The organism is Stenotrophomonas sp. STEN063 (assembly GCF_056854515.1).
On record NZ_JBXFWF010000080.1, the window covers coordinates 1 to 19,458 of the forward strand.

The 19,458-nt window shown below is 64.8% G+C and carries 14 protein-coding genes; 3 read left to right on the forward strand and 11 right to left on the reverse strand.

Features of this window, described 5'->3' with window-relative positions; genetic code table 11:
* Positions 1-183: 183 nt before the first annotated feature.
* Both pdxY and AC1VWL_RS17230 read left to right on the forward strand, forming a co-directional pair.
* Positions 184-1,092 (forward strand): pyridoxal kinase, encoded by a 909-nt coding sequence (gene pdxY / locus AC1VWL_RS17225; protein ID WP_303746656.1) that lies wholly within the window; start codon positions 184-186, stop codon positions 1,090-1,092.
* On the forward strand, positions 1,089-2,204 hold the full coding sequence (locus AC1VWL_RS17230; RefSeq protein WP_482987488.1) for a prephenate dehydrogenase: 1,116 nt from the start codon (positions 1,089-1,091) through the stop codon (positions 2,202-2,204). The genes pdxY and AC1VWL_RS17230 overlap by 4 nt, the downstream gene beginning before the upstream one ends.
* 380 nt (positions 2,205-2,584) lie before the next feature.
* On the opposite strand, the gene AC1VWL_RS17235 is transcribed toward AC1VWL_RS17230, so the two are convergent.
* The 5 genes from AC1VWL_RS17235 to AC1VWL_RS17255 all read right to left on the reverse strand — a co-directional run bounded on the left by AC1VWL_RS17235 (position 2,585) and on the right by AC1VWL_RS17255 (position 6,900).
* Positions 2,585-2,800 carry a hypothetical protein gene (locus AC1VWL_RS17235; protein WP_481615324.1) on the reverse strand — a complete coding sequence of 72 codons (216 nt, stop codon included), beginning with the start codon at positions 2,798-2,800 and terminating at the stop codon, positions 2,585-2,587.
* A gap of 88 nt (positions 2,801-2,888) precedes the next feature.
* Positions 2,889-4,658, reverse strand: coding sequence for an ABC transporter transmembrane domain-containing protein (locus tag AC1VWL_RS17240; RefSeq protein ID WP_482987489.1), 1,770 nt, complete (start codon positions 4,656-4,658; stop codon positions 2,889-2,891).
* Positions 4,651-5,247 (reverse strand): IMPACT family protein, encoded by a 597-nt coding sequence (locus AC1VWL_RS17245; RefSeq protein WP_482987490.1) that lies wholly within the window; start codon positions 5,245-5,247, stop codon positions 4,651-4,653. Before AC1VWL_RS17245 ends, AC1VWL_RS17240 begins: the two co-directional genes overlap by 8 nt.
* Before the next feature lie 46 nt (positions 5,248-5,293).
* Positions 5,294-6,346 (reverse strand): hypothetical protein, encoded by a 1,053-nt coding sequence (locus AC1VWL_RS17250; RefSeq protein WP_482987491.1) that lies wholly within the window; start codon positions 6,344-6,346, stop codon positions 5,294-5,296.
* A complete protein-coding gene (locus tag AC1VWL_RS17255) occupies positions 6,343-6,900 on the reverse strand; it encodes an RNA polymerase sigma factor (RefSeq protein WP_481513849.1) in 558 nt (185 codons plus the stop codon). Before AC1VWL_RS17255 ends, AC1VWL_RS17250 begins: the two co-directional genes overlap by 4 nt.
* A 180-nt stretch (positions 6,901-7,080) precedes the next feature.
* Here AC1VWL_RS17255 and AC1VWL_RS17260 point away from each other — a divergent pair, with 180 nt between their 5' ends.
* Complete coding sequence (locus AC1VWL_RS17260; RefSeq protein WP_482987492.1) at positions 7,081-9,981, forward strand: bifunctional diguanylate cyclase/phosphodiesterase; 2,901 nt, start codon at positions 7,081-7,083, stop codon at positions 9,979-9,981.
* A 168-nt stretch (positions 9,982-10,149) separates the two neighbouring features.
* Here AC1VWL_RS17260 and AC1VWL_RS17265 read toward each other — a convergent pair whose 3' ends face one another.
* The 6 genes from AC1VWL_RS17265 to AC1VWL_RS17290 all read right to left on the reverse strand — a co-directional run bounded on the left by AC1VWL_RS17265 (position 10,150) and on the right by AC1VWL_RS17290 (position 19,066).
* A complete protein-coding gene (locus AC1VWL_RS17265) occupies positions 10,150-10,743 on the reverse strand; it encodes an LOG family protein (RefSeq protein ID WP_282272078.1) in 594 nt (197 codons plus the stop codon).
* A 125-nt stretch (positions 10,744-10,868) separates the two neighbouring features.
* Positions 10,869-12,293: a dihydrolipoyl dehydrogenase gene (gene lpdA / locus AC1VWL_RS17270; RefSeq protein ID WP_482987493.1), complete on the reverse strand. Its 1,425-nt coding sequence runs from the start codon at positions 12,291-12,293 to the stop codon at positions 10,869-10,871.
* Positions 12,294-12,422: 129 nt separating this feature from the next.
* Positions 12,423-13,622, reverse strand: a complete 1,200-nt coding sequence (gene sucB / locus AC1VWL_RS17275; protein ID WP_481615319.1) for a dihydrolipoyllysine-residue succinyltransferase — start codon at positions 13,620-13,622, stop codon at positions 12,423-12,425.
* Positions 13,623-13,664: 42 nt separating this feature from the next.
* The gene (locus tag AC1VWL_RS17280; RefSeq protein ID WP_482987494.1) at positions 13,665-16,496 is read right to left on the reverse strand and encodes a 2-oxoglutarate dehydrogenase E1 component; all 2,832 of its coding nucleotides are present in this window, start codon (positions 16,494-16,496) and stop codon (positions 13,665-13,667) included.
* Between the two features lie 174 nt (positions 16,497-16,670).
* A complete protein-coding gene (locus AC1VWL_RS17285; protein ID WP_482987495.1) occupies positions 16,671-17,576 on the reverse strand; it encodes a GNAT family N-acetyltransferase in 906 nt (301 codons plus the stop codon).
* A complete protein-coding gene (locus AC1VWL_RS17290) occupies positions 17,573-19,066 on the reverse strand; it encodes a ribosomal protein uL16 3-hydroxylase (protein ID WP_482987496.1) in 1,494 nt (497 codons plus the stop codon). The genes AC1VWL_RS17285 and AC1VWL_RS17290 overlap by 4 nt, the downstream gene beginning before the upstream one ends.
* Positions 19,067-19,458: the final 392 nt, after the last annotated feature.

Below are 19,458 nucleotides of genomic sequence, written 5' to 3' on the forward strand. Positions count from 1 at the left end.
GCCCCGCCCACGCCGGCGGTCTGGTACGGTCTGACGGCCCCCGCCTGCATTGGGCTCCGCCGTCGCCTGTCACACGGCGCCCGCCGTCGCCGGGGCCGGCACTACCTCGTCATGCCATCTGCTATTGGTTGCGCGCGCAAGCGTATGCAGTCGCGCCTTGTCCTGCGGACGTAGAATAGGGCGATGAACGAAGTCGACCATAGCCATCTCGTGCACGGTCGTCGGCAACGCCCGGATGGGCCGTCGCCGGTGGACGTGATTTCCGTGCAATCCCAATTGGTCTACGGCCATGCCGGCAACAGTGCGGCTGTACCGCCACTGCGCGCCCTGGGCCTGCGCGTCGCCGAAATCCCCACCACGCTGTTGAGCAACGCGCCGTTCTACGCGACGTTGCGCGGCCGCGTGCTGCCTGCAGACTGGTTTGCCGAGCTGCTGCAGGGCGCAACCGAGCGGGGCTTGCCGCAGCGGGCCGGAGCCCTGGTATCCGGCTACTTCGGCAGCGTCGCCAACGGCGCCGCGTTTGCTGATTGGCTGGATGAAGTACTGCCGCAATCGCCGAACCTGCGTTACTGCCTGGATCCAGTTATCGGTGACACCCATACCGGCCCTTACGTTGAGCCTGGGCTGGAAAAGATCTTCATCGAACGCCTGTTGCCGCATGCCTGGTTGGTAACGCCCAATGCCTTCGAGCTGGGGCGGCTGACCGGCATGCCTGCATTGGAACAGGACGATGCCATCGCCGCCTCGCGCAAGCTGCTGGAGCGCGGCCCGGAATGGGTGATTGCGCATTCGGTATCCGGCGATCCGGGCGAGTTGGTGACCTTGGCCATCGGCCGCGAGCAGATCTGGCGTTGGACCTCGCCGCATCTGCCGGTGGATGTGGCCGGCACCGGTGATGTGCTGATGTCGCTGCTGGTAGCCTTCCTGCTCAAGGGCCATAGCTTCGAGGACGGCGTGAGCCGCGCTATAGCTGGCGTGCACGCGGCGCTGGAGGCGACGCTGGCCACTGGCGTGGAAGAGTTCGACGTGCTGGCGGCCGCACCAGCTGCATTGGGTACCCCGTACCGCTTCCGCGCCGAGCGTCTGGCGTGAGTCTGCGTCCAGTCATCGGCATCGTCGGTAGCGGCGGTGCCTTTGGACGTTGGCTGCGAGGCTTCTTCGAATCGCGCATGGGTTTGCAGGTGATCGGCCACGATCCTGTCGATGCGGACTCGCAGACCCCGGAGCAGTTGCTGGAACAGGCCGATGTGCTGCTGTTCTCTGCACCGATCCGGCATACGCCCGCATTGATCCGCGACTACATCCGCCAGTCAGCCGGACGTGAGCGTGGCAAACTGTGGCTGGACGTTACCTCGATCAAGGCTGAGCCGGTGGCGGCGATGCTGGAGTCGCAGGCGTCGGTCGCTGGCCTGCACCCGATGACCGCACCACCCAAGGCGCCGACCTTGAAGGGCAGGGTGATGGTGGTCTGCGAAGCGCGGCTGGATGCGCAGTGGCAGGCGTGGCTGGATGAACTGTGCAGCGCCCTGCAGGCCGAATGCGTGCGCGGCACCGCCGAGCACCACGATCGGGTGATGGCGTTGGTGCAGGCGATGGTGCATGCCACGCATCTGGCCCAGGCCGGCGTGCTGCGCGAGTACGCACCGATGCTGGGCACGCTGAGCGAATTGATGCCGTACCGCTCGGCTGCTTTTGAACTGGATGCAGCGGTGATCTCGCGCATTCTGTCGTTGAACCCGGCGATCTACGAAGACATCCAGTTCGGCAATCCGCATGCTGGCGAGGTATTGGATCACCTGTTGCAGCAGCTGCAGCAGCTGCGCGGTCTGGTCGGGCAGGGCGACGATGCCGCGCGGGCACTGTTCCGTAGCCAGTACCTCGCCGAGAACAAGGCCGCGGTGGATGAGCAGACTTTGCGCGATGGCAATTACAGCTTCGAGCGGGTCGGTTACCTGCTGGCGGACCTGACTGACCAGCGTGCGATGAGCGTGCATCTGCCGGAGGACCGCGCCGGTTCATTGCGTGAGCTGCTGCATGTATTCGAGCGGCATGGCATCAGCCTGGCCTCGATTCACTCCTCGCGTACACCGAGTGGTGAAGTGCATTTCCGGATGGGCTTCGTGCAGGCGTATGCACCTGAAGTGATTTCGGCCGCCAGCGACGAGATCAATAGCAGTGGCATAGGCCGGGTGCTAGAGCGGTAAGCGCGTCGCTCCCACAGAATCCCCGACCTTGTAGGAGCGGCGTAAGCCGCGAAGCTCGTGAGCCAACAGCAGCAAGAGCTACTGCAACTGCAACAGCCCAAAAGCACCCCTCCCCAACCCTCCCCTTTGCTGCGCAAAAGGGAGGGGGTGCAAGCCTATTGGCGTCTCACCAGCTGCGACTTAATCCACAGCGACGTGTGTGCAAGCATGTGGATAATCACTGACATCCCTTGGGGCACAAGGCTGTCAAGATGGTTGGTGAAAAATTGAGCAGTCTGCAGCCGGGTCGGCAAAGCGTATTCAGAATTACCTGGCCAGCCAGCAGCGGGACTTCCTGATGCGCGCCGGCAATGATCACGGCGCGCTGCAGAAGCAGGGACTCAGGCCCGGTAGGGCTGGTTCATCGACAGGCTGACTTCGCCGTCGGCACTGAACAGGTTGCTGCCACGACGTAGCAGTGGTCGACCATCGGCAAGCTCATAGCGGGGCGGCCGGTTCGTCTTGCCGGTCTCGGAGCTGCTGGGCTCATCAAGAAACTCGATGACGATGCAGCTCTCGCCATCGCGCGTGGTTGCTGGAAACTGTCTGAACGCCATTGCTTGCCTCCAGTGCTGTGTCGGTGGCAGGGCTGCCACGCCCTGAGCTTGCCGCCGCGCTTGTTAGGCTTGCGTTACCGCAGCGTTCTCAATCTATGAATTGCAGCCGTGCCAGCTCGGCATACAGGCCATCCTGTGCCAACAGTTCAGCATGCGTGCCCTGGGCGACGATGCGGCCGTGGTCCATCACCACGATGCGGTCCGCCTTCAATACCGTTGCCAGCCGATGGGCGATGACCAGCGTGGTGCGGCCGGCCATCAGGCGCTCGAGCGCCTGTTGCACGGCACGTTCACTTTGCGCATCCAGTGCGCTGGTCGCTTCGTCCAGCAGCAGTACCGGCGCGTCCTTGAGCAGGGCGCGGGCAATGGCCACGCGTTGCTGCTGGCCGCCGGACAGGCGCGCGCCACGTTCGCCCAGGTCGCTGGCATAGCCTTCCGGCAACTGCATCAGGAAGTCATCGGCCTCGGCTGAGCGCGCGGCGGCGCGAACTTCCTCGTCGCTTGCTTCGAGCCGGCCATAGCGGATGTTGTCGGCGGCGCTGGCGGCAAACAGGGCAGGCTGTTGCGGCACCAGCGCAATGCTCTGGCGCAGCTGTGCCGGGTCCAGCTCGCGCAGGTCGACGCCGTCCAGACGCAGATCACCGCTGTCCGGATCATGGAAGCGCAGCAGCAGCGACAGCACGGTGCTTTTGCCGGCGCCGGACGGGCCGACCAGGGCCACGGTTTCGCCCGGCGACACCGTCAGGCTGAAATCATCCAGTGCCGGCTGATCCGGGCGCTGCGGGTAATGGAACGACACATGCTCGAAGCGGATTTCGCCGCGAACCGGCGAGGGCAGCGATTGCGGCTTTGCGGGAGCGGTGATCTGCGGACTCTCCGCCAGCAGCTCTCCAATGCGGCCCATGCCGCCGGAGGCGCGCTGCAGTTCGTTCCAGACTTCGGCCAAAGCGCCGACTGAGCCGCCGCCGATCAAGGCGTACAGCACGAACTGGCCAAGCGTACCTGCCGTCATGCGACCGTCGACGACGTCGTGCGCGCCCGACCACAGCACCGCAACGATGGCGCCGAACACCAGCACGATGGCGATGGCAGTGACGAAGGACTGGGTGCGGATGCGGCGCTTCGCGGTGGCCACGGAGATGTTCAGCGCGGCCTCGAAGCGGCCACGCTCGTAGGGTTCGCGGGCATGCGCCTGCACGGTACGCACCGCGCCGAGCGTTTCCGAGGCCAGGGCGTTGGCGTCGGCGACGCGGTCCTGGCTGGCGCGGGAGATTTTCTGCAACTGGCGCGCGCCCAACACGATCGGCAGTACCGCCAGCGGGATACCGATCAGCGAGTACACCGCCAGGTGTGGGCTGGTGACGAACAGCATCACCATAGCGCCGATCACGGTAACGCTGCTGCGCAGTGCCACCGACATGGTCGAGCCGATCACGCTGCGCAGCAGTTCGCTGTCGGCGGTCAGCCGCGATACCAGCTCGCCGCTGCGGGTGCGGTCGTGGAAGCCGGCATCCAGCCCGATCAGGTGCGCATAGAGTTTGCCGCGCAGGTCGGCGACGACTTTTTCGCCCAGCAGGGAGACGAAGAAAAAGCGTGCGGCGGTGGCCAGGGCAAGCACCACCGCGACGATGAACAGCAGCAGGAAGGCACGGTTGATCTCGCCGCCACCGGAGAAGCCGTGGTCGATCATCTGCTTGACAGCCATCGGCAGGCTCAAGGTCGCCGTCGAGGACACTGCCAGTGCGACCAGCCACGCGGTGAACAGGCCGGCGTGACGGCGCACGAATGGCCACAGGGTTTTCAGGCTGCCGAGCTTCTGCAGCTTGCGTTGCGGCGGTGTGGAAGGGGCTTCAGTCATTGTCGACGGGTTCGCTCAGGCGTAGGCGGTCGCGGGTGGCGTCGCGCAGGCGCAATGCCAGCGCATCGATCTGGTCTGTCGGCAGGCGCACATGCAGGCGCAGGCCTTCGGGCAGGAAGTGTTCTTCAAGTTTCTCGGCCCTGGCAGTGCCGAGCAGGGTGTGCACGATGCCCATGTCTTCAAAACCGCATTGCAGGATGCGCTCGGTCATCGGCACCAAAGGGCTGCGCTGGGCCAGCCGCAGGCATTCGGCGGCAGTGCCGCCATAGGCCCGGACCAGGCCACCTGCACCGAGCTTGATGCCGCCGTACCAGCGCGTCACCACTACAGCGATGCGGTCGTAACCCTGACCATCTATCGCTGCGAGAATCGGGCGTCCAGCGGTGCCTGCCGGCTCGCCGTCATCGCTGGAGCGATAGTCATTGCCGTGCCGGTAGGCCCAGCAGTTGTGGGTGGCGTCGACATCCGACACCGACTGGATGAATGCCAGCGCTGCGGCGGCATCGCTGATCGGCGCTGCCTGCGCGAGGAAGCGGCTGTGTTTGATCTCCAGCTCGTGGCTGGCGGGTGCGGCGAGAGTGTCGAGCATTGCCGTCATTCTAGTGGCAGCGCTGCAAAGCGGTAGCCGATGCAGCTCAATCCTTGAGCAGCGGGCGCAGATCGCGCGGAATGCGCGCTTCCGGGTAGTCGTGTGCGAAGCGCCGCAGACTGGCCTTTGCACCGTCCAGGTCACCGGCTTCGTGGCGTTCGCGGATGCGCTTTATCCATTGGTGACGCGACAGCGTGGCGTCGGCCTCGATGTCGGGTGTGCTGTCGGCGGCGATTGCTTCCGCACGTTGGCGACGTGCCTCGGCTGCCTTGCTGACTGTCTTGGCGCCAGCATGCGGAATCGGAGTGGAGCCACTTGGTGCCGGCCGGGGGGATGCAGCACGTGCAAGCGTGGGTGCCGTTTCGCTCAGATAGAAGCCGTCCTGCGCGCCATCGGCGGAGCTGGCCTGTTGTTCGGCTCGAGCCGGTGCAGCCATCGGTGCCGGAGCCATCACGGGCGCTGGAGGGGGCGGCGGGGCGGGCGGGACGATGATCGGTGCAGCGGAGAAGGCGCGTGGCGATTGCCCTGCATTGCTGGTGGCGGGCTGCTCGATGGCGCTGGCTTTGTCCTTGTGCGCAGCAGCTGGCTGCGCGGCGCCAGCGCTGGGCGCCTTCGCATTGACGACGGATCGGGCCTGCGGCACGGCAGGAGCCGCGGCGGTATCCTCGGCAACCTGGGTCGGGGCCGGGCTTGCGGGTGCCGCAGCGACCTCGGCGGCGGCGATGTCAGCGGCCATTGGCGCTGCCGCGGGCGCGGACATCTCGGCGTGTTGCATCGCCGGTTGCGGCGGTGTCAGCGGGCGCAGTTGCCAGGCTAGGCCAACCACCAATACCAGTGACGCGGCCACGGCCAGTGAAGACACCAGGCCGCGCCGGCGACCCCAGCCGCGGCGCTGCGATGCGGATGCCGTGGTGCGTTGCCGGGTCTGGGTGTCTGTTTGGGTTTGTTCTGGCTGCGTCTGCGTCTGCGGCTTGGCGCGAGCCAAGTCCATGATGCGGGCGTCCAGCTGTGCGCTGGGGGTGGCTGTGCCGGTGCCGGGACGGCCCAGCAGCCTGGCCAGCTCGCGCTCTTCAGGGGTCAGCATGTCTGGAGTGTTCATTCGCTCAACCTCGCGCGCAGCTTGTCCATCGCATAGCGCAGCCGCGACTTGACGGTTTCCCGGCCAACGCCGGTGATCTGCCCGATCTCCTCCAGGCTGAGTTCCTGTTCCAGTCGCAGGATCACGACTTCCTGTTGTTCCGGCGGCAATTCGGCCAGTGCCTGGCGCAGCTGCAGGCGCTGGGCCTGCTCATCGGCCAGCAGCTCCGGGGTGCAGTTGTCGGCCAGGCGCGCGGTGCGTTCGTCGGCGTCTTCCGGCGCTGCCGGGCGATGGCGGGCGGCCCGCCAATGGTCGTTGAGGCGGTTGTGGGCGATGCGGAACAGCCAGGTGGCGAAGGCGGCGTCGGGCTTCCAGCCGGCCCGGGCATTGATCATCTTCTGCCAGACGTCCTGGAACAGCTCCTCGGCCAAGGGCCGGTCACGCAGCTGGCCGAGCAGATAGTGGAACAGCCGCGCGCGATGCCGGGCGTAGAGCTCGGAGAACGCGTCGCTGTCACCGTCGGCATAGGCCAACATCAGCACTTCATCGGTAGGGGTTTGGACAGCGGTATCCACCTGCCAAGCGTAGTGGTTGGGCTGGGTTCTGCCTAGCTTGATGAGCTGTCGGAAAGCCGCTCATTCATAATCATGAAATACAATCTTTTTTTGCGACCCACTGCTCTTGACCGCTGCTGAAGGTATGCTGCGGGATCAGGGGGGAGTTCCGGGCGACCGGAACCCAGAGAGAACGGATACATGTCGCATAGCGAGCTTGACGCGAAGGCCGAAACCCAGCGCGCCGATACAATTTCGCCGGTCACCAACGTGGTAGGGACATTGCAGAGCTTGTTGCCTCCCGTCAGCACGGTTGCGCTGGCGTGGCGCGATGGTTCGCTTGGCGAGGGTAGCTGCAGTTTCCCGGTTTCGGCCGATGGCCTGTGCCAGCTCGCTCGTGATTGCCTGGCGGGCAACAAGGAGGGCCTTCCTGCCTCCGTCCACCTGCTGGAATGGAGTCACGACAGCGACGCGGATTATGTGCTGCTGATCGATCCCGAACAGGCGCTGCCGGCGGCGCGCCGTGAAGCATGGGAGGGCACGGCGCGGGTGTTGATCTGCTCGGCCATGGAGCTGATGCGCCAGCGCATCCAGATTGAAGAACTGCAGCGCTCCAAGCAGCTGCAGAAGGCCTTGTTCGAAATTGCCGATCTGGCCGGCGCCGACCTGGCAATGGCCGAGATGATGGCGCATTTCCACCGCATCCTCGGTTCGCTGATGTATGCGGAGAACTGCTACATCGTCGAGTGTGATGAAAACCAGCAGAGCCTGGAATTCCTGTATTTCGTTGATACCCATGACAGCTATCTGCCTGACCCCGGGCGTCGCTACAGCTACGAGGAAATGCCGGCCAGTCTGACCTTCGCGGTGTTGCGCAATGGTCGGGCACTGAGCGGGCCGTCGCGTGAGCTGGCCAAATATCTGGAACAGCCTTACGAGGTGTCGGAGGGCGAGGAGAGCACCGACTGGCTGGGTGTGCCGATGTGGCGGGACAACCGGGTCTGCGGTGCGATCGTGGTGCAGAGTTATGTCGCCGATGCCTGCTATGGCGAGGAAGAGCTGGCACTGCTGAACTTTGTCGCCAAGCACATCCTTACCGCGATGGATCGGCATCAGGCGCACGCGCAGCTGGAACAGAGGGTCTGGCAGCGCACGCAGGATCTGGAGCGTATCAACGACCACCTGCAGGGCGAGATCATCGAGCGCCGACGCGCGGAACTGCTGCAGGCGGCGTTGTTCAACATCTCCGAGCTGGCGATGAGCGGCAAGGCCACCGGCGATTTCTACGCCCAGGTACACGAGATCATCGGCCGGTTGCTGGATGCCAGTAATTTCTACGTGGCGATGGTGACCCCGGATGCGACCGGCATCGAGTTCGTCTATTCCGTCGATCGCTACAACCGTGAACGCGCGACCCGGATATTCAGTGACGGCTTGACCGAGTACGCGCTGCAACGCCGCGAGCCGGTGTTGCTGACGCGGGCGGGTATCGACAAGTTGATCGTGGCTGGCACCTTGAAGGAATTCGGGGCCAAGTCGCAATGCTGGTTGGGCGTGCCCTTGTTCAGTGATGAGGAAGTGGTAGGCGTCATCGCGGTGCAGAGCTACAACCCGGAGGTCGTATTCACCGCCGATGATCAACGCCTGTTGGTATTTGTTGCACGCGCGATCGGCAACAGCCTTGCCCGCCAGCGCGATCAACAGCGCCTGGTGCAGGCCCATGCCGACCTGGAGCTGCGGGTCACCGAGCGTACCCGTGAGCTCGGCGAGGTGAATCAGAAGCTGCTTGGGCAGATTGGCGAACGCATGCGTGCCGAGCAGCGCCTGACCCACCTTGCCATGCATGACGTGCTGACCGGGCTGCCGAACCGCCTGCACCTGCAGGATCGACTGGAACGAGCGATCGAGAACGCGGAGCTGGGTATCGCTCCGAACTTCGCCCTGCTGTTCCTGGACCTGGATCGCTTCAAATGGGTCAACGACAGTATTGGTCATGCCGCCGGCGACCAGATGCTGGTTGAGGTCGCGCGCCGACTGGTGGGTCTGGTCCGTGGTGATGACGTGGTGGCGCGGCTGGGTGGCGACGAATTCGCGCTGCTTGTGCACTCTGATCGCGGTTCGAATGCGGCGATGGACCTGGGACGGCGTCTGCTCAGGGCGTTGGAAGCGCCGATGTGGGTGGACGGGCGCGAGCTTTTCCCCTCCGGCAGTATCGGAATCGCGGTATGGGATGCGCGCTATACCTCTGGCGCGGACCTGCTGCGCGACGCGGATGCGGCCATGTACCGGGCCAAGCTCAAGGGCCAGGACCGTTGCGTGATGTTCGACGGTGCGATGCACGACGAGGCCATGCGCAGCCTGGAACTGGAGGCGGACCTGCGAAGGGCGATCAAGAAGCGTGATTTCCTGCCGTATTACCAGCCCATCGTGTCCTTGCTTGATGGCAAGGTGGTCGGTCATGAAGCGCTGTTGCGCTGGCAACACGAGCGGCGCGGTGTGCTGGTACCGGGGGAGTTTCTATCGCTGGGCGAAGAGAGCGGCCTGATCGAGCAGGTGGACTGGCAGATCTACGAGCAGGTCATGCAGGACATGGCAGCGTCGGTGGTGGGCTACATTTCGGTGAACGTGTCGCCGCGGCATTTCCGTTCGGCTGAGTTCGCACCGCGTTTGCTGGGAATGCTGGATGCTGCGGGCGCTGACCCGGAGCGGTTGCGGGTGGAGATCACCGAGATGGCCCTGCTCGACGACGAGCCGCGCACCCTGCGCGCTTTGCACCAGCTGCGTGAGCGCGGCGTGGTGGTGCAGCTGGATGACTTCGGTACCGGCTATTCGGCGCTGTCCTATCTGCATCGCTTCCCGATCAGCGCGCTGAAGGTGGACCGCAGTTTTGTTGCCGGCCTGCACGATGAAAGCGGCAACAGCACCCTTACCCTGGTGGAAGGCGTGCTGTCGCTTGCGCGCACGCTGGGCATCGAGACGATAGGCGAGGGCATCGAGAACGAGCGGCAGCTGCAGACGCTGAAGGAACTGGGCTGCAACTTCGGCCAAGGTTACCTGTTGGGTTACCCGGCCGCGCGCGAACAGACCCTGCAACACGCATAAGCGTCGGCTTTGTAGGAGCGGCGTCAGCCGCGAAGCTGGAATTGGTTCCGTTGCGCACCAGTTGCGATTGCATGATGCGCAGTGGACCTTGTTTGGAAGACTGGCGATCTGTTCGTGGTACGAGCTTCGCGGCTCACGCCGCTCCTACAAAAACGACCGCCGTGGGCCTCAGCGCAGCGCGTTGCGCTTCTTCTCGTCGAACCACTTGTCGGCCTGGGCCGGCGAGTAGTTGCGCATCCACTCCAGCATCTGCGTGGCGTCGTCGCCGTACCACAGGTCTTCGCGCTGTTCCGGGTGCAGGAAGCGCTCGCTGACCATGGTGTCGATCATGCCGATCAGCGGCTGGTAGAAACCGTCGATGTCGAGGAAGGCGCAGGGCTTGTGGCCGATGCCGAGCTGGCGCCAGGTCAGCATCTCGAAGATCTCCTCGGCGGTACCGAAGCCGCCGGGCAGGGCGACGAAAGCGTCGGACAGGTCGAACATGCGCGACTTGCGTTCATGCATGGAGCCGACGATCTCCAGCGAGGTCACGCCCTTGTGCGCGACTTCCATGTCCACCAGGTGCTGTGGGATCACGCCGGTGACTTCGCCACCTGCGGCCAGCACGCCATCGGCCACCGCGCCCATCAGGCCGGTGCGGCCGCCGCCATAGACCAGGCGCAGGCCTTCATTGGCGATACGCGTGCCCAGTTCGGTGGCGCGTTCGACGTAGATGGGCTTGGCGCCGGGGTTGGAGCCGCAATAGACGCAGATGGACTTCATGTGTTGTTCCTGATGGATGGGAAGAGGTGGTCGTTCTGCCGCCGATGAATGCGCGTGCAGACCGTGGACTACAAAAGCAAGAAGGCTCCGCCTTGGCGGAGCCTTCAGGTCACAGGCCGTGGAGCTTAGTTGGCCTTGTGGATGGCGCGCTTGGTCACTGCCATCGCCGCGTCGTGCACTGCCTCGGACAGCGACGGGTGGGCGTGGCAGATGCGGGCCAGGTCATCGGACGAGCCGCTGAACTCCATGGTCAGCACACCTTCGTGCACCAGCTCGGAGACATTGGCGCCAACCAGGTGCATGCCCAGCACGCGGTCGGTTTCGGCATGTGCCAGCACCTTGACGAAGCCAGCCGGCTCCACCATGGCGACGGCGCGGCCGTTGGCGGCGAACGGGAAGCTGCCGGCCTTGTACGGGATGCCCTCGGCCTTGAGCTGGGCTTCGGTCTTGCCGACCCATGCCAGTTCCGGCTCGGTGTAGATGACCCACGGGATGGTGTCGAAATTGACGTGGCCCGGCAGGCCAGCGATCAGTTCAGCGACGGCGACGCCTTCCTCGAAGCCCTTGTGGGCCAGCATCGGGCCGCGCACGCAGTCACCCACCGCCCACACGCCATCGACGCCGGTGTGGCAATGGTCGTCGACCACGATCTGGCCGCGCTCGTTGAGCTGTACGCCGGTGCCTTCGGCCAGCAGGCCCTTGCTGGCGGCGCGGCGGCCGACGGCCACCAGCAGCTTGTCGACGGTCAGGGTCTTTTCGCCCTCGGCGTCGGTGTAGCTGACGATGACTTCCTCGCCCTTGATCTCGGTCTTGGAGACCTTGGCGTTGAGGCGGATGTCCAGGCCCTGCTTCTTGAATTCCTTGGCGGCAACCTTGGCGACTTCAGCATCGGCAGCAGCCAGGAAGTCCGGCAGTGCTTCCAGGATGGTGACGTCCGAACCCAGGCGTTTCCACACGCTGCCCAGTTCCAGGCCGATCACACCGGCGCCGATCACGGCCAGGCGCTTCGGCACTTCGGTGAAGTCCAGCGCGCCGACGTTGTCGACGATGTGCTTGCCGTCAAACTTGGCGAACGGCAGTTCGATCGAATCCGAACCAGCGGCGATGATGACGTTGGTGCCCTTGAGCTCGACTTCCGAACCGTCGTGTTGCTTGACCTTGACCACGTTGCCGGCCTGCAGCTGGCCGAAGCCGTAGTAGGTGGCGACCTTGTTGGCCTTGAACAACTGGGCGATGCCGCCGGTGAACTGCTTCACGATGGCGTCCTTGCGGCCGACCATCTTGTTCACGTCGATCTTGGCGTCGTTGAAGCTGATGCCGTGCTGATCGAAGATGTGGCCCATGTTCCAGTACTGGCGCGAGGAGTCCAGCAGCGCCTTGGACGGGATGCAGCCCACGCGCAGGCAGGTGCCGCCCAGTGCCGGCTTGCCGTCCTTGCCCAGCGCTGCATCGATGCAGGCGGTCTTCAGGCCCAGCTGTGCGGCGCGGATGGCAGCGTGGTAGCCGGCCGGACCAGCACCGATGACGACGACGTCGAATTGTTCAGCCATTTGAGATTCCTTGTTGCCTGTCCCTTCTCCCGCCGGGAGAAGGTGGCGCGTAGCGCCGGATGAGGGTGCGGGTGAGGCTTGCCCTCACCCCAACCCCTCTCCCGCGAGCGGGAGAGGGGCTCAGAGCAATTACAGACCGAACAGCATGCGGCCCGGGTTTTCCAGCTGGTTCTTGATGTCCACCAGGAACTGCACCGAATCCTTGCCGTCGATGATGCGGTGGTCATAGGACATGGCCAGGTACATCATCGGGGCGATCACGATCTGGCCGTTCTCGGCGATCGGACGGTCCTTGATGGCGTGCATGCCGAGGATGGCGCTCTGCGGCGGGTTGACGATCGGGGTCGACATCAGCGAGCCGAAGGTGCCACCGTTGGTCACGGTGAAGGTGCCGCCCTGCAGTTCTTCCAGCGACAGCTTGCCGTCACGGGCCTTCTTGGCGTAGTCGGCAATGGCCTTCTCGATGTCGGCGAACGACATGCGCTCGACGTTGCGCAGCACCGGGGTCACCAGACCCTTGTCGGTGGACACGGCGATCGAGATGTCCGAGTAGCCGTGATAGATGATGTCGTCACCATCGATCGAGGCATTGACCAGCGGGAAGCGCTGCAGCGCGTTGGCGGCAGCCTTCACGAAGAAGCTCATGAAGCCCAGCTTGATGCCGTGGGCCTTGACGAACTCTTCCTGCAGTTCCTTGCGCGCAGCCGAGACCTTGGACAGGTTGACTTCGTTGAAGGTCGTCAGCATGGCGGTCGAGTTCTTCGACTGCATCAGACGCTCGGCGATGCGCTTGCGCATGCGGGTCATCGGCACGCGTTCTTCCGGACGTGCACCGCCGGCCTTGCCGACGCCGCCGTTGCGGGCGAAGTTGACGATGTCTTCCTTGGTCACGGCGCCATGACGGCCGGTGCCGGACACGTCGGCCGGGTTCACGCCTTCGGTGATGGCCGAGAAGCGGGCGCCCGGGGGCAGGGCGTCGGCGGCCGACTTGGCAGCCGGGGCCGGTGCAGCGGCAGCAGCCGGAGCGGCGGCGGCCGGGGCAGCAGCCTTCGGTGCCTCGGCAGCAGCGGCCGGGGCGGCAGCAGCAACCGCGCCTTCCTCGATGATCGCCAGGATCTGGCTCGAGGTGACGGTGTCGCCTTCCTGGAACTTGATTTCCTTCAGCACGCCATCAACCGGCGCCGGTACTTCCAACACGACCTTGTCGGTTTCCAGGTCGAGCAGGTTCTCATCACGCTTGACGGCCTCGCCAGCCTTCTTGTGCCAGGTGGCGATGGTGGCGTCGGAGACGGATTCGGGCAGTACCGGTACTTTGACTTCGGTGGCCATTTGGCTGATTTCCTGGTTTCGTTTTCTTGTGGAAAAGGGGGCTTATTCGGCGTAGTTGTCGTCGATCTTGTTGACCAGCGCGTCGGCGAGCAGCTGTGCGAGTTCGCGCAGGTGATCGGACATGTGGCCAACAGCAGGCGACGGAGAACGCGGACGACCGGCATAGTGCAGGGCCTGGCCATCGGCCACGCATGCCTGCAGGTGGTGCTTGATCTGGTACCACGCACCCTGGTTCATCGGCTCTTCCTGGCACCACACGACGTCGGTTGCCTTGCCGTACTTCTTCAGTTCGGCAGCCAGCGCCGGGCGCGGGAACGGGTAGAGCTGTTCCACACGCACCAGTGCCACGTCATCCTGGCCGCGCTTGGTCATGTCTTCCAGCAGGTCGTAGTAGACCTTGCCCGAGCACACGACCACGCGCTTGACCTTCTTGGCGTCCGCGGTGGCGTCGCCGATCAGGTGCTGGAACTCGCCGTTGGCCATGTCGTCCAGGCTGGACACGGCCAGCTTGTGACGCAGCAGCGACTTGGGTGACATGACGACCAGCGGCTTGCGGGTGTCCATGCGCATCTGGCGACGCAGCATGTGGAATGCCTGCGCCGGGGTCGACGGCACGCAGACCAGCATGTTCTCCAGTGCGCACAGCTGCAGGAAGCGCTCAAGGCGCGCCGAGCTGTGCTCCGGGCCCTGGCCTTCATAGCCGTGCGGCAGCAGCAGGGTCAGGCCGGAGATGCGGCCCCACTTTGCTTCGCCGGAGGCGATGAACTGGTCGATCACGACCTGGGCACCGTTGGCGAAGTCGCCGAACTGGCCTTCCCAGATGCACAAGGTGTTCGGGTCGGTGGTGGAGAAGCCGTACTCGAACGCCATCACTGCTTCTTCGCTCAGCAGCGAATCGATGATGGTGGCCTGCTCCGGCGACTCGACCAGCTGCCGCAGCGGCAGGTAGTAGTTGTCGGTCTTCTGGTCGTGCAGGATCGCGTGGCGGTGGGTGAAGGTGCCGCGACCCACGTCCTGGCCGACCAGGCGCAGGCCATTGCCTTCGTCCAGCAGCGTTGCGTAGGCCAGGTTCTCGGCGAAGCCCCAGTCGCCCAGGATTTCACCGGCGGCCATCTTGCGACGGTCGTCGTACACCTTGGCCACGCGCGAATGCACTTCCACGCCTTCCGGAATGGTGTTGATCATGGTGGCCAGCTGGGTCAGCTTGCCCATGTCGACCTTGGTGCTGACCGGATCGGACAGCTTGCCCGACAGGTACTTCGGCCAGTTGACGAACATCTTGCTGGTGGCCGGGGTCTTTTCGACCGTGGCCAGCTCGGTGGTGACTTCACCGGAGTCCAGCTTGTTGCGGTAAGCGTCGACCATTTCCTTGCCGGCGCCGGCAGCAATGATGCCTGCGGCTTCCAGCTGCTCTGCGTAGAGCTCGCGGGTGGTCTTGTGCTTGCGGATCACCTGGTACATCAGCGGCTGGGTGATCGCCGGTTCATCGGCTTCGTTATGGCCCCAGCGGCGGTAGCAGACCAGGTCGATCACGACGTCCTTGTTGAACTGCTGGCGGAAGTCATAAGCCAGCTTGGCCGCGAACACCACGGCTTCGGGATCGTCGCCGTTCACGTGCAGGACCGGTGCAGCAACCATCTTGGCGATGTCGGTGCAGTACAGGGTCGAGCGCGAGTCGTCGCGGTTGGAGGTGGTGAAGCCCACCTGGTTGTTGATGACGATGTGCACGGTGCCGCCGACCGCGAAACCGCGGGCCTGCGACATCTGGAACAGCTCCATCACCACGCCCTGGCCAGCAAATGCGGCGTCGCCGTGGATCAGGACCGGCATCACCTGCTTGCGTGCGGTGTCGTTGCGACGTTCCTGACGCGAGCGCACCGAGCCGACAACCACCGGATCGGCGATTTCGAGGTGGGACGGGTTGAACGCCAGTGCCAGGTGCACCGGGCCGCCATCGCTGGCGACGTCGGCCGAGAAGCCCATGTGGTACTTCACGTCACCGGCGACGGCGCGGTCGTCGTGCTCGAACTTGCCTTCGAACTCGTCGAACAGCTTGCGCGGGTTCTTGCCGAGGGTGTTGACCAGCACGTTCAGGCGGCCGCGGTGGGCCATGCCGATGATCACGTCCTTGACGCCTTCCTTGCCGGCGTCGCGGATGATGGTGTCCATCATCGGGATCAGCGAGTCGCCGCCTTCCAGCGAGAAGCGCTTCTGGCCGACGTACTTGGTGTGCAGGTAACGCTCGAGGCCTTCGGCCGCGGTCAGGCGCTCCAGGGTGCGACGCTTGGTGTCGGCATCCAGATTGTAGTTGCCACCAGCAGCCTCAAGGCGCTGGTAAAGCCACTGGCGCTGTTCGACTTCGGCGATATACATGAACTCTGCGCCGATCGAGCCGGTATACGTCGCCTTCAGGCGCGCAAACAGGTCACGCAGCTTCATCCGCGGCTGGCCGCCGACACCACCGGTGCTGAACTCGTCGTTGAGGTCGGCATCGCTGAGGTGGTGGAAGGGCAGGCCCAGGTCCGGCGGGTTGACCGGCGGGGTCAGCCCCAGCGGATCGAGGTTGGCGCCGAGGTGGCCGCGTGAACGGTACGCGGTGATCAGGCGGCCGACGTTGCGCTCGCGCTCGTCGCCGGAACCGGCGTTGGCGCCGACCTTGCCAGCGTTCTTCGCGGCTTCGGTGATGTGTGCGATGGCGGCAGAGTGCGGCACATCGCCAGCTTCGCGGCCTTTGAAGCCGTCAAAGTAGGACTTCCACTTGGGGTCCACACTGTCCGGGGAGACGAGGTACTGTTCGTACAGGTCCTCGACATAGGAGGCGTTGCCGCCGGCGAGCTGCGATGATTGCGCAAACTGCTTCAGTAGATTGTCCACGATGGAGAGTCGGATTCACTTGTGGGGTAGTTCTGGGAACCGGCGGACCTGCTACAGCGTCCCGCGCGGGCGTGTTCTAACCACGAAATTATACCCCTCACTGGACAGGAAGGGGCACCTACACTGTCCCGCGCATTAATACCTGACTGCGGCTTGTCCTGTCCCGGTCAATGCTCAGACACCTAGTACGCGAAGCCCGTTGCAATCACGTGAACGCTCCCAGATACGCTTGAACAGCGCTTCCTGCTGCTGCGCGCGGGCGGGGCTGTCCAGCGACAGTTCGCCTTCGACGCGGGCGCCCATTGGACGAAAGTAGCAGTCGCCCTTATCGTTGCTGATAGCGGCCGAGCTGACCTCGCAGTCCATCGGGTCTACCGGCTCACGTAGCTTGAACACACTGGGCAGGCGCTGCACCAGGGCGATGAAGGCTGCGGGCAGGGCTGGCAGGTCGGCTTCGTGCAGCAGCACCAGTACCTGCTTGTCGTGGCGGGCGGTCGCAAAGCCGCGCAGCGCATCCAGGGCCAGCGCTTGGCCGAGCAGGGCGTCGTTGCCGCGTAGCTGCAGGTGCAGGTGGCGACGTGCACCGTGGATGACCGCGGCCATGGCAGCGCGGGCCTGGTCCGGGTCCTGCACCCGCATCGCACCGTCCAGACGCCGGCGCATGGTCTGGTGGCCGATGCCGGCCTCTTCAAATTCCACGCCTTCCGGCAGAAACCCGTTACAGGCATAGAAGTCGCGGGCGTGCAGTTGAGCGTGCAGACTGACTTCGCCCCAGCCACGCTTGCGGGCGGCGCTCAATAGCGCATTCAGCAAGGCTTGGCCGACGCCCTTGCCGCGCCAGGCGGCGAGCACGGCCATGCGGCCGATGCGCAGGTCGGGGGTCAGTCTAGCCGCGCCTATGGCTTGGCCGTGCTGGTCCAGTGCCAGCGCGTGGTCGCTGAGCGGGTCCAGCTCGTCTATTTCCAGCTCAGCCGGGACGTTCTGCTCATCGACAAATACGGTATGACGCACGCCATGCAGCAGTGCCTGCTGCACGGCGTAGTCGGCGATCTCTACATGGAAGATCGCGGTTTGACTCATGCCGACGGGGTTTCCGCGTCGTTCTCGTCTTCTTCCTCGCCGTCGTCACAGATCACCACGACCTCGACGCCTTCCTCATTGACCAGTACGGTCTCGATGCTGGCGCTGGACGGCTCGCCTTCACCGGCTTCGCTGTACTCGATCACTTCGATCTCGAGTTCCGGGGCATCGGCCTCGTCATCGAAGTCCTCGTCGTCGAAATCGTCCTCGGCCAGGTCTTCTTCGGCCACGTCTTCCATGGCTTCCAGCGCATCCTGTTCGGCGAGCATGGCGGCAATGGCTTCCACGTCCAGCAGCTGGTAATGGCCGCCGACGATCAGTTCCATCAGCGCATCACGGCCCTTGTTGCCGAGCTTGTTGAACAGGGTGATATCGATCTGTTCGGTGCCGGCAAGGGTCTGCGCGTCCTTGATCGACAGCTGGAACGCCAGGCCTGAGCAGTACAGCGAGGCGCCACGGGTGGCGCGGCGCCAGGCCAGGCGGGCCCAGGGGTGGCGCTCAAGCACGCCGCCATTTTCCAGCTCGGCGACCACTTCTTCGGGCGACGGCGGCGCCTGCGAGGGCAGGATGTCGCCGGCGGCGCGGTAGGTGGTGATGAAACGGCCGAACCAGTTGCCGAGGCGATCCGGGTCGTTCATGCGCAGCGCATTGAGCGCGGCGACCACGCGCTTCATGGCGGCCTCGTCGATCTCGTTCGGGTCTTCCGGCAGCTTCAGGTCCGGGTCCTGGAAGCGGATGGATTCGTCGGCGTCGGCGACCAGGTCGTCCAGATAATCGCTGATCAGCTCGGCCGAGGACGGCGCGCGCATGCCGAACGAGAAGGTCAGGCAGGGGTTCACGGCAACGCCGTTGTGCGGCACGTTCGGCGGCAGGTACAGCATGTCACCCGGGCCCAGTACCCAATCGTGGGTCGCCTTGAACTTCTTCAGCAGCTTCAGTTCAACGTCGGGACGGAACTCAAGTGACGGGCGCTTGCCCTTGGTCGATTCGCTGGCGTCGATCTGCCAGCGGCGCTGGCCGTGGGCCTGCAGCAGGAACACGTCGTACTGGTCGACATGGGCACCAACCGAACCGCCGGTGGCGGCAAAGCTGATCATCACGTCGTCCATGCGCCAGCGTGGCAGGAAGTTGAAATAGGAGGTCAGCGCGCGCACTTCCGGGTCCCACTTGTCCACGTCCTGCACCAGCAGGGTCCAGTCGTGGTCGGGCATGCCGGGGAAGTCTTCTTCCTGGAACGGGCCGGTACGCAGGGTCCAGCCGTCGGTGGCGCGGTCATGGCTGACGATGCGCGCCAGCGCGCCTTCTTCACAGGCCAGGCCGGCCAGGTCTTCTGGCAGCACCGGGGTTTCGAAATCCGGGAAGGCGGCGCGGATCAACAGCGGGCGCTTCTGCCAGTAATCGCGCAGGAAGGTGGCCGGGCTCATGCCCAAGGGCAGGCCGGGCTTGGCCTGGACTTCGATCGGATAGGTCTTTTGCTTGCGTGCAGCCATGGGGGAAATCCTTTGCAACGGAGGTCGAACAGGGGCGCGCCGGGCGCGCAGACCTCCATTGTCCCCTTGTTCGCGGCAATGCGCACCGTAGGCGACTGATCTGGATCAAATCCAGCAGAGAAAAAGCACCCGTAGTGCCGAGCCATGCTCGGCAGGGGCGTTACCAGTAATGCATCTGTAGTGCCGAGCCACGCTCGGCAAGGGAGTATTTCAAGCCAAAGCCTACCCCTCCCCAACCCTCCCCTTGGCCTGCGCCCAAATGGAGGGAGCGTAGTGGGGGGGGGGGGGCGGGCGGGGGGCGGGGGGGGGGGGGGTGGTCCGGCGCGGGGGGGGGGCGCGGCACCGCACGGTGCGCGGCGACCCCCCGCCCGCGCGCCCCCCGCCCCCCGGCC

What these genes read in the sequence shown, in the direction of transcription:
- AC1VWL_RS17290 (WP_482987496.1), bottom strand. Translation starts at nt 19,066, where the DNA reads ATGGCTGCACGCAAGCAAAAGACCTATCCGATCGAAGTCCAGGCCAAG.
- AC1VWL_RS17245 (WP_482987490.1), bottom strand. Translation starts at nt 5,247, where the DNA reads ATGCTCGACACTCTCGCCGCACCCGCCAGCCACGAGCTGGAGATCAAA.
- pdxY (WP_303746656.1), top strand. Translation starts at nt 184, where the DNA reads ATGAACGAAGTCGACCATAGCCATCTCGTGCACGGTCGTCGGCAACGC.
- AC1VWL_RS17235 (WP_481615324.1), bottom strand. Translation starts at nt 2,800, where the DNA reads ATGGCGTTCAGACAGTTTCCAGCAACCACGCGCGATGGCGAGAGCTGC.
- lpdA (WP_482987493.1), bottom strand. Translation starts at nt 12,293, where the DNA reads ATGGCTGAACAATTCGACGTCGTCGTCATCGGTGCTGGTCCGGCCGGC.
- sucB (WP_481615319.1), bottom strand. Translation starts at nt 13,622, where the DNA reads ATGGCCACCGAAGTCAAAGTACCGGTACTGCCCGAATCCGTCTCCGAC.
- AC1VWL_RS17265 (WP_282272078.1), bottom strand. Translation starts at nt 10,743, where the DNA reads ATGAAGTCCATCTGCGTCTATTGCGGCTCCAACCCCGGCGCCAAGCCC.
- AC1VWL_RS17285 (WP_482987495.1), bottom strand. Translation starts at nt 17,576, where the DNA reads ATGAGTCAAACCGCGATCTTCCATGTAGAGATCGCCGACTACGCCGTG.
- AC1VWL_RS17260 (WP_482987492.1), top strand. Translation starts at nt 7,081, where the DNA reads ATGTCGCATAGCGAGCTTGACGCGAAGGCCGAAACCCAGCGCGCCGAT.
- AC1VWL_RS17240 (WP_482987489.1), bottom strand. Translation starts at nt 4,658, where the DNA reads ATGACTGAAGCCCCTTCCACACCGCCGCAACGCAAGCTGCAGAAGCTC.
- AC1VWL_RS17250 (WP_482987491.1), bottom strand. Translation starts at nt 6,346, where the DNA reads ATGAACACTCCAGACATGCTGACCCCTGAAGAGCGCGAGCTGGCCAGG.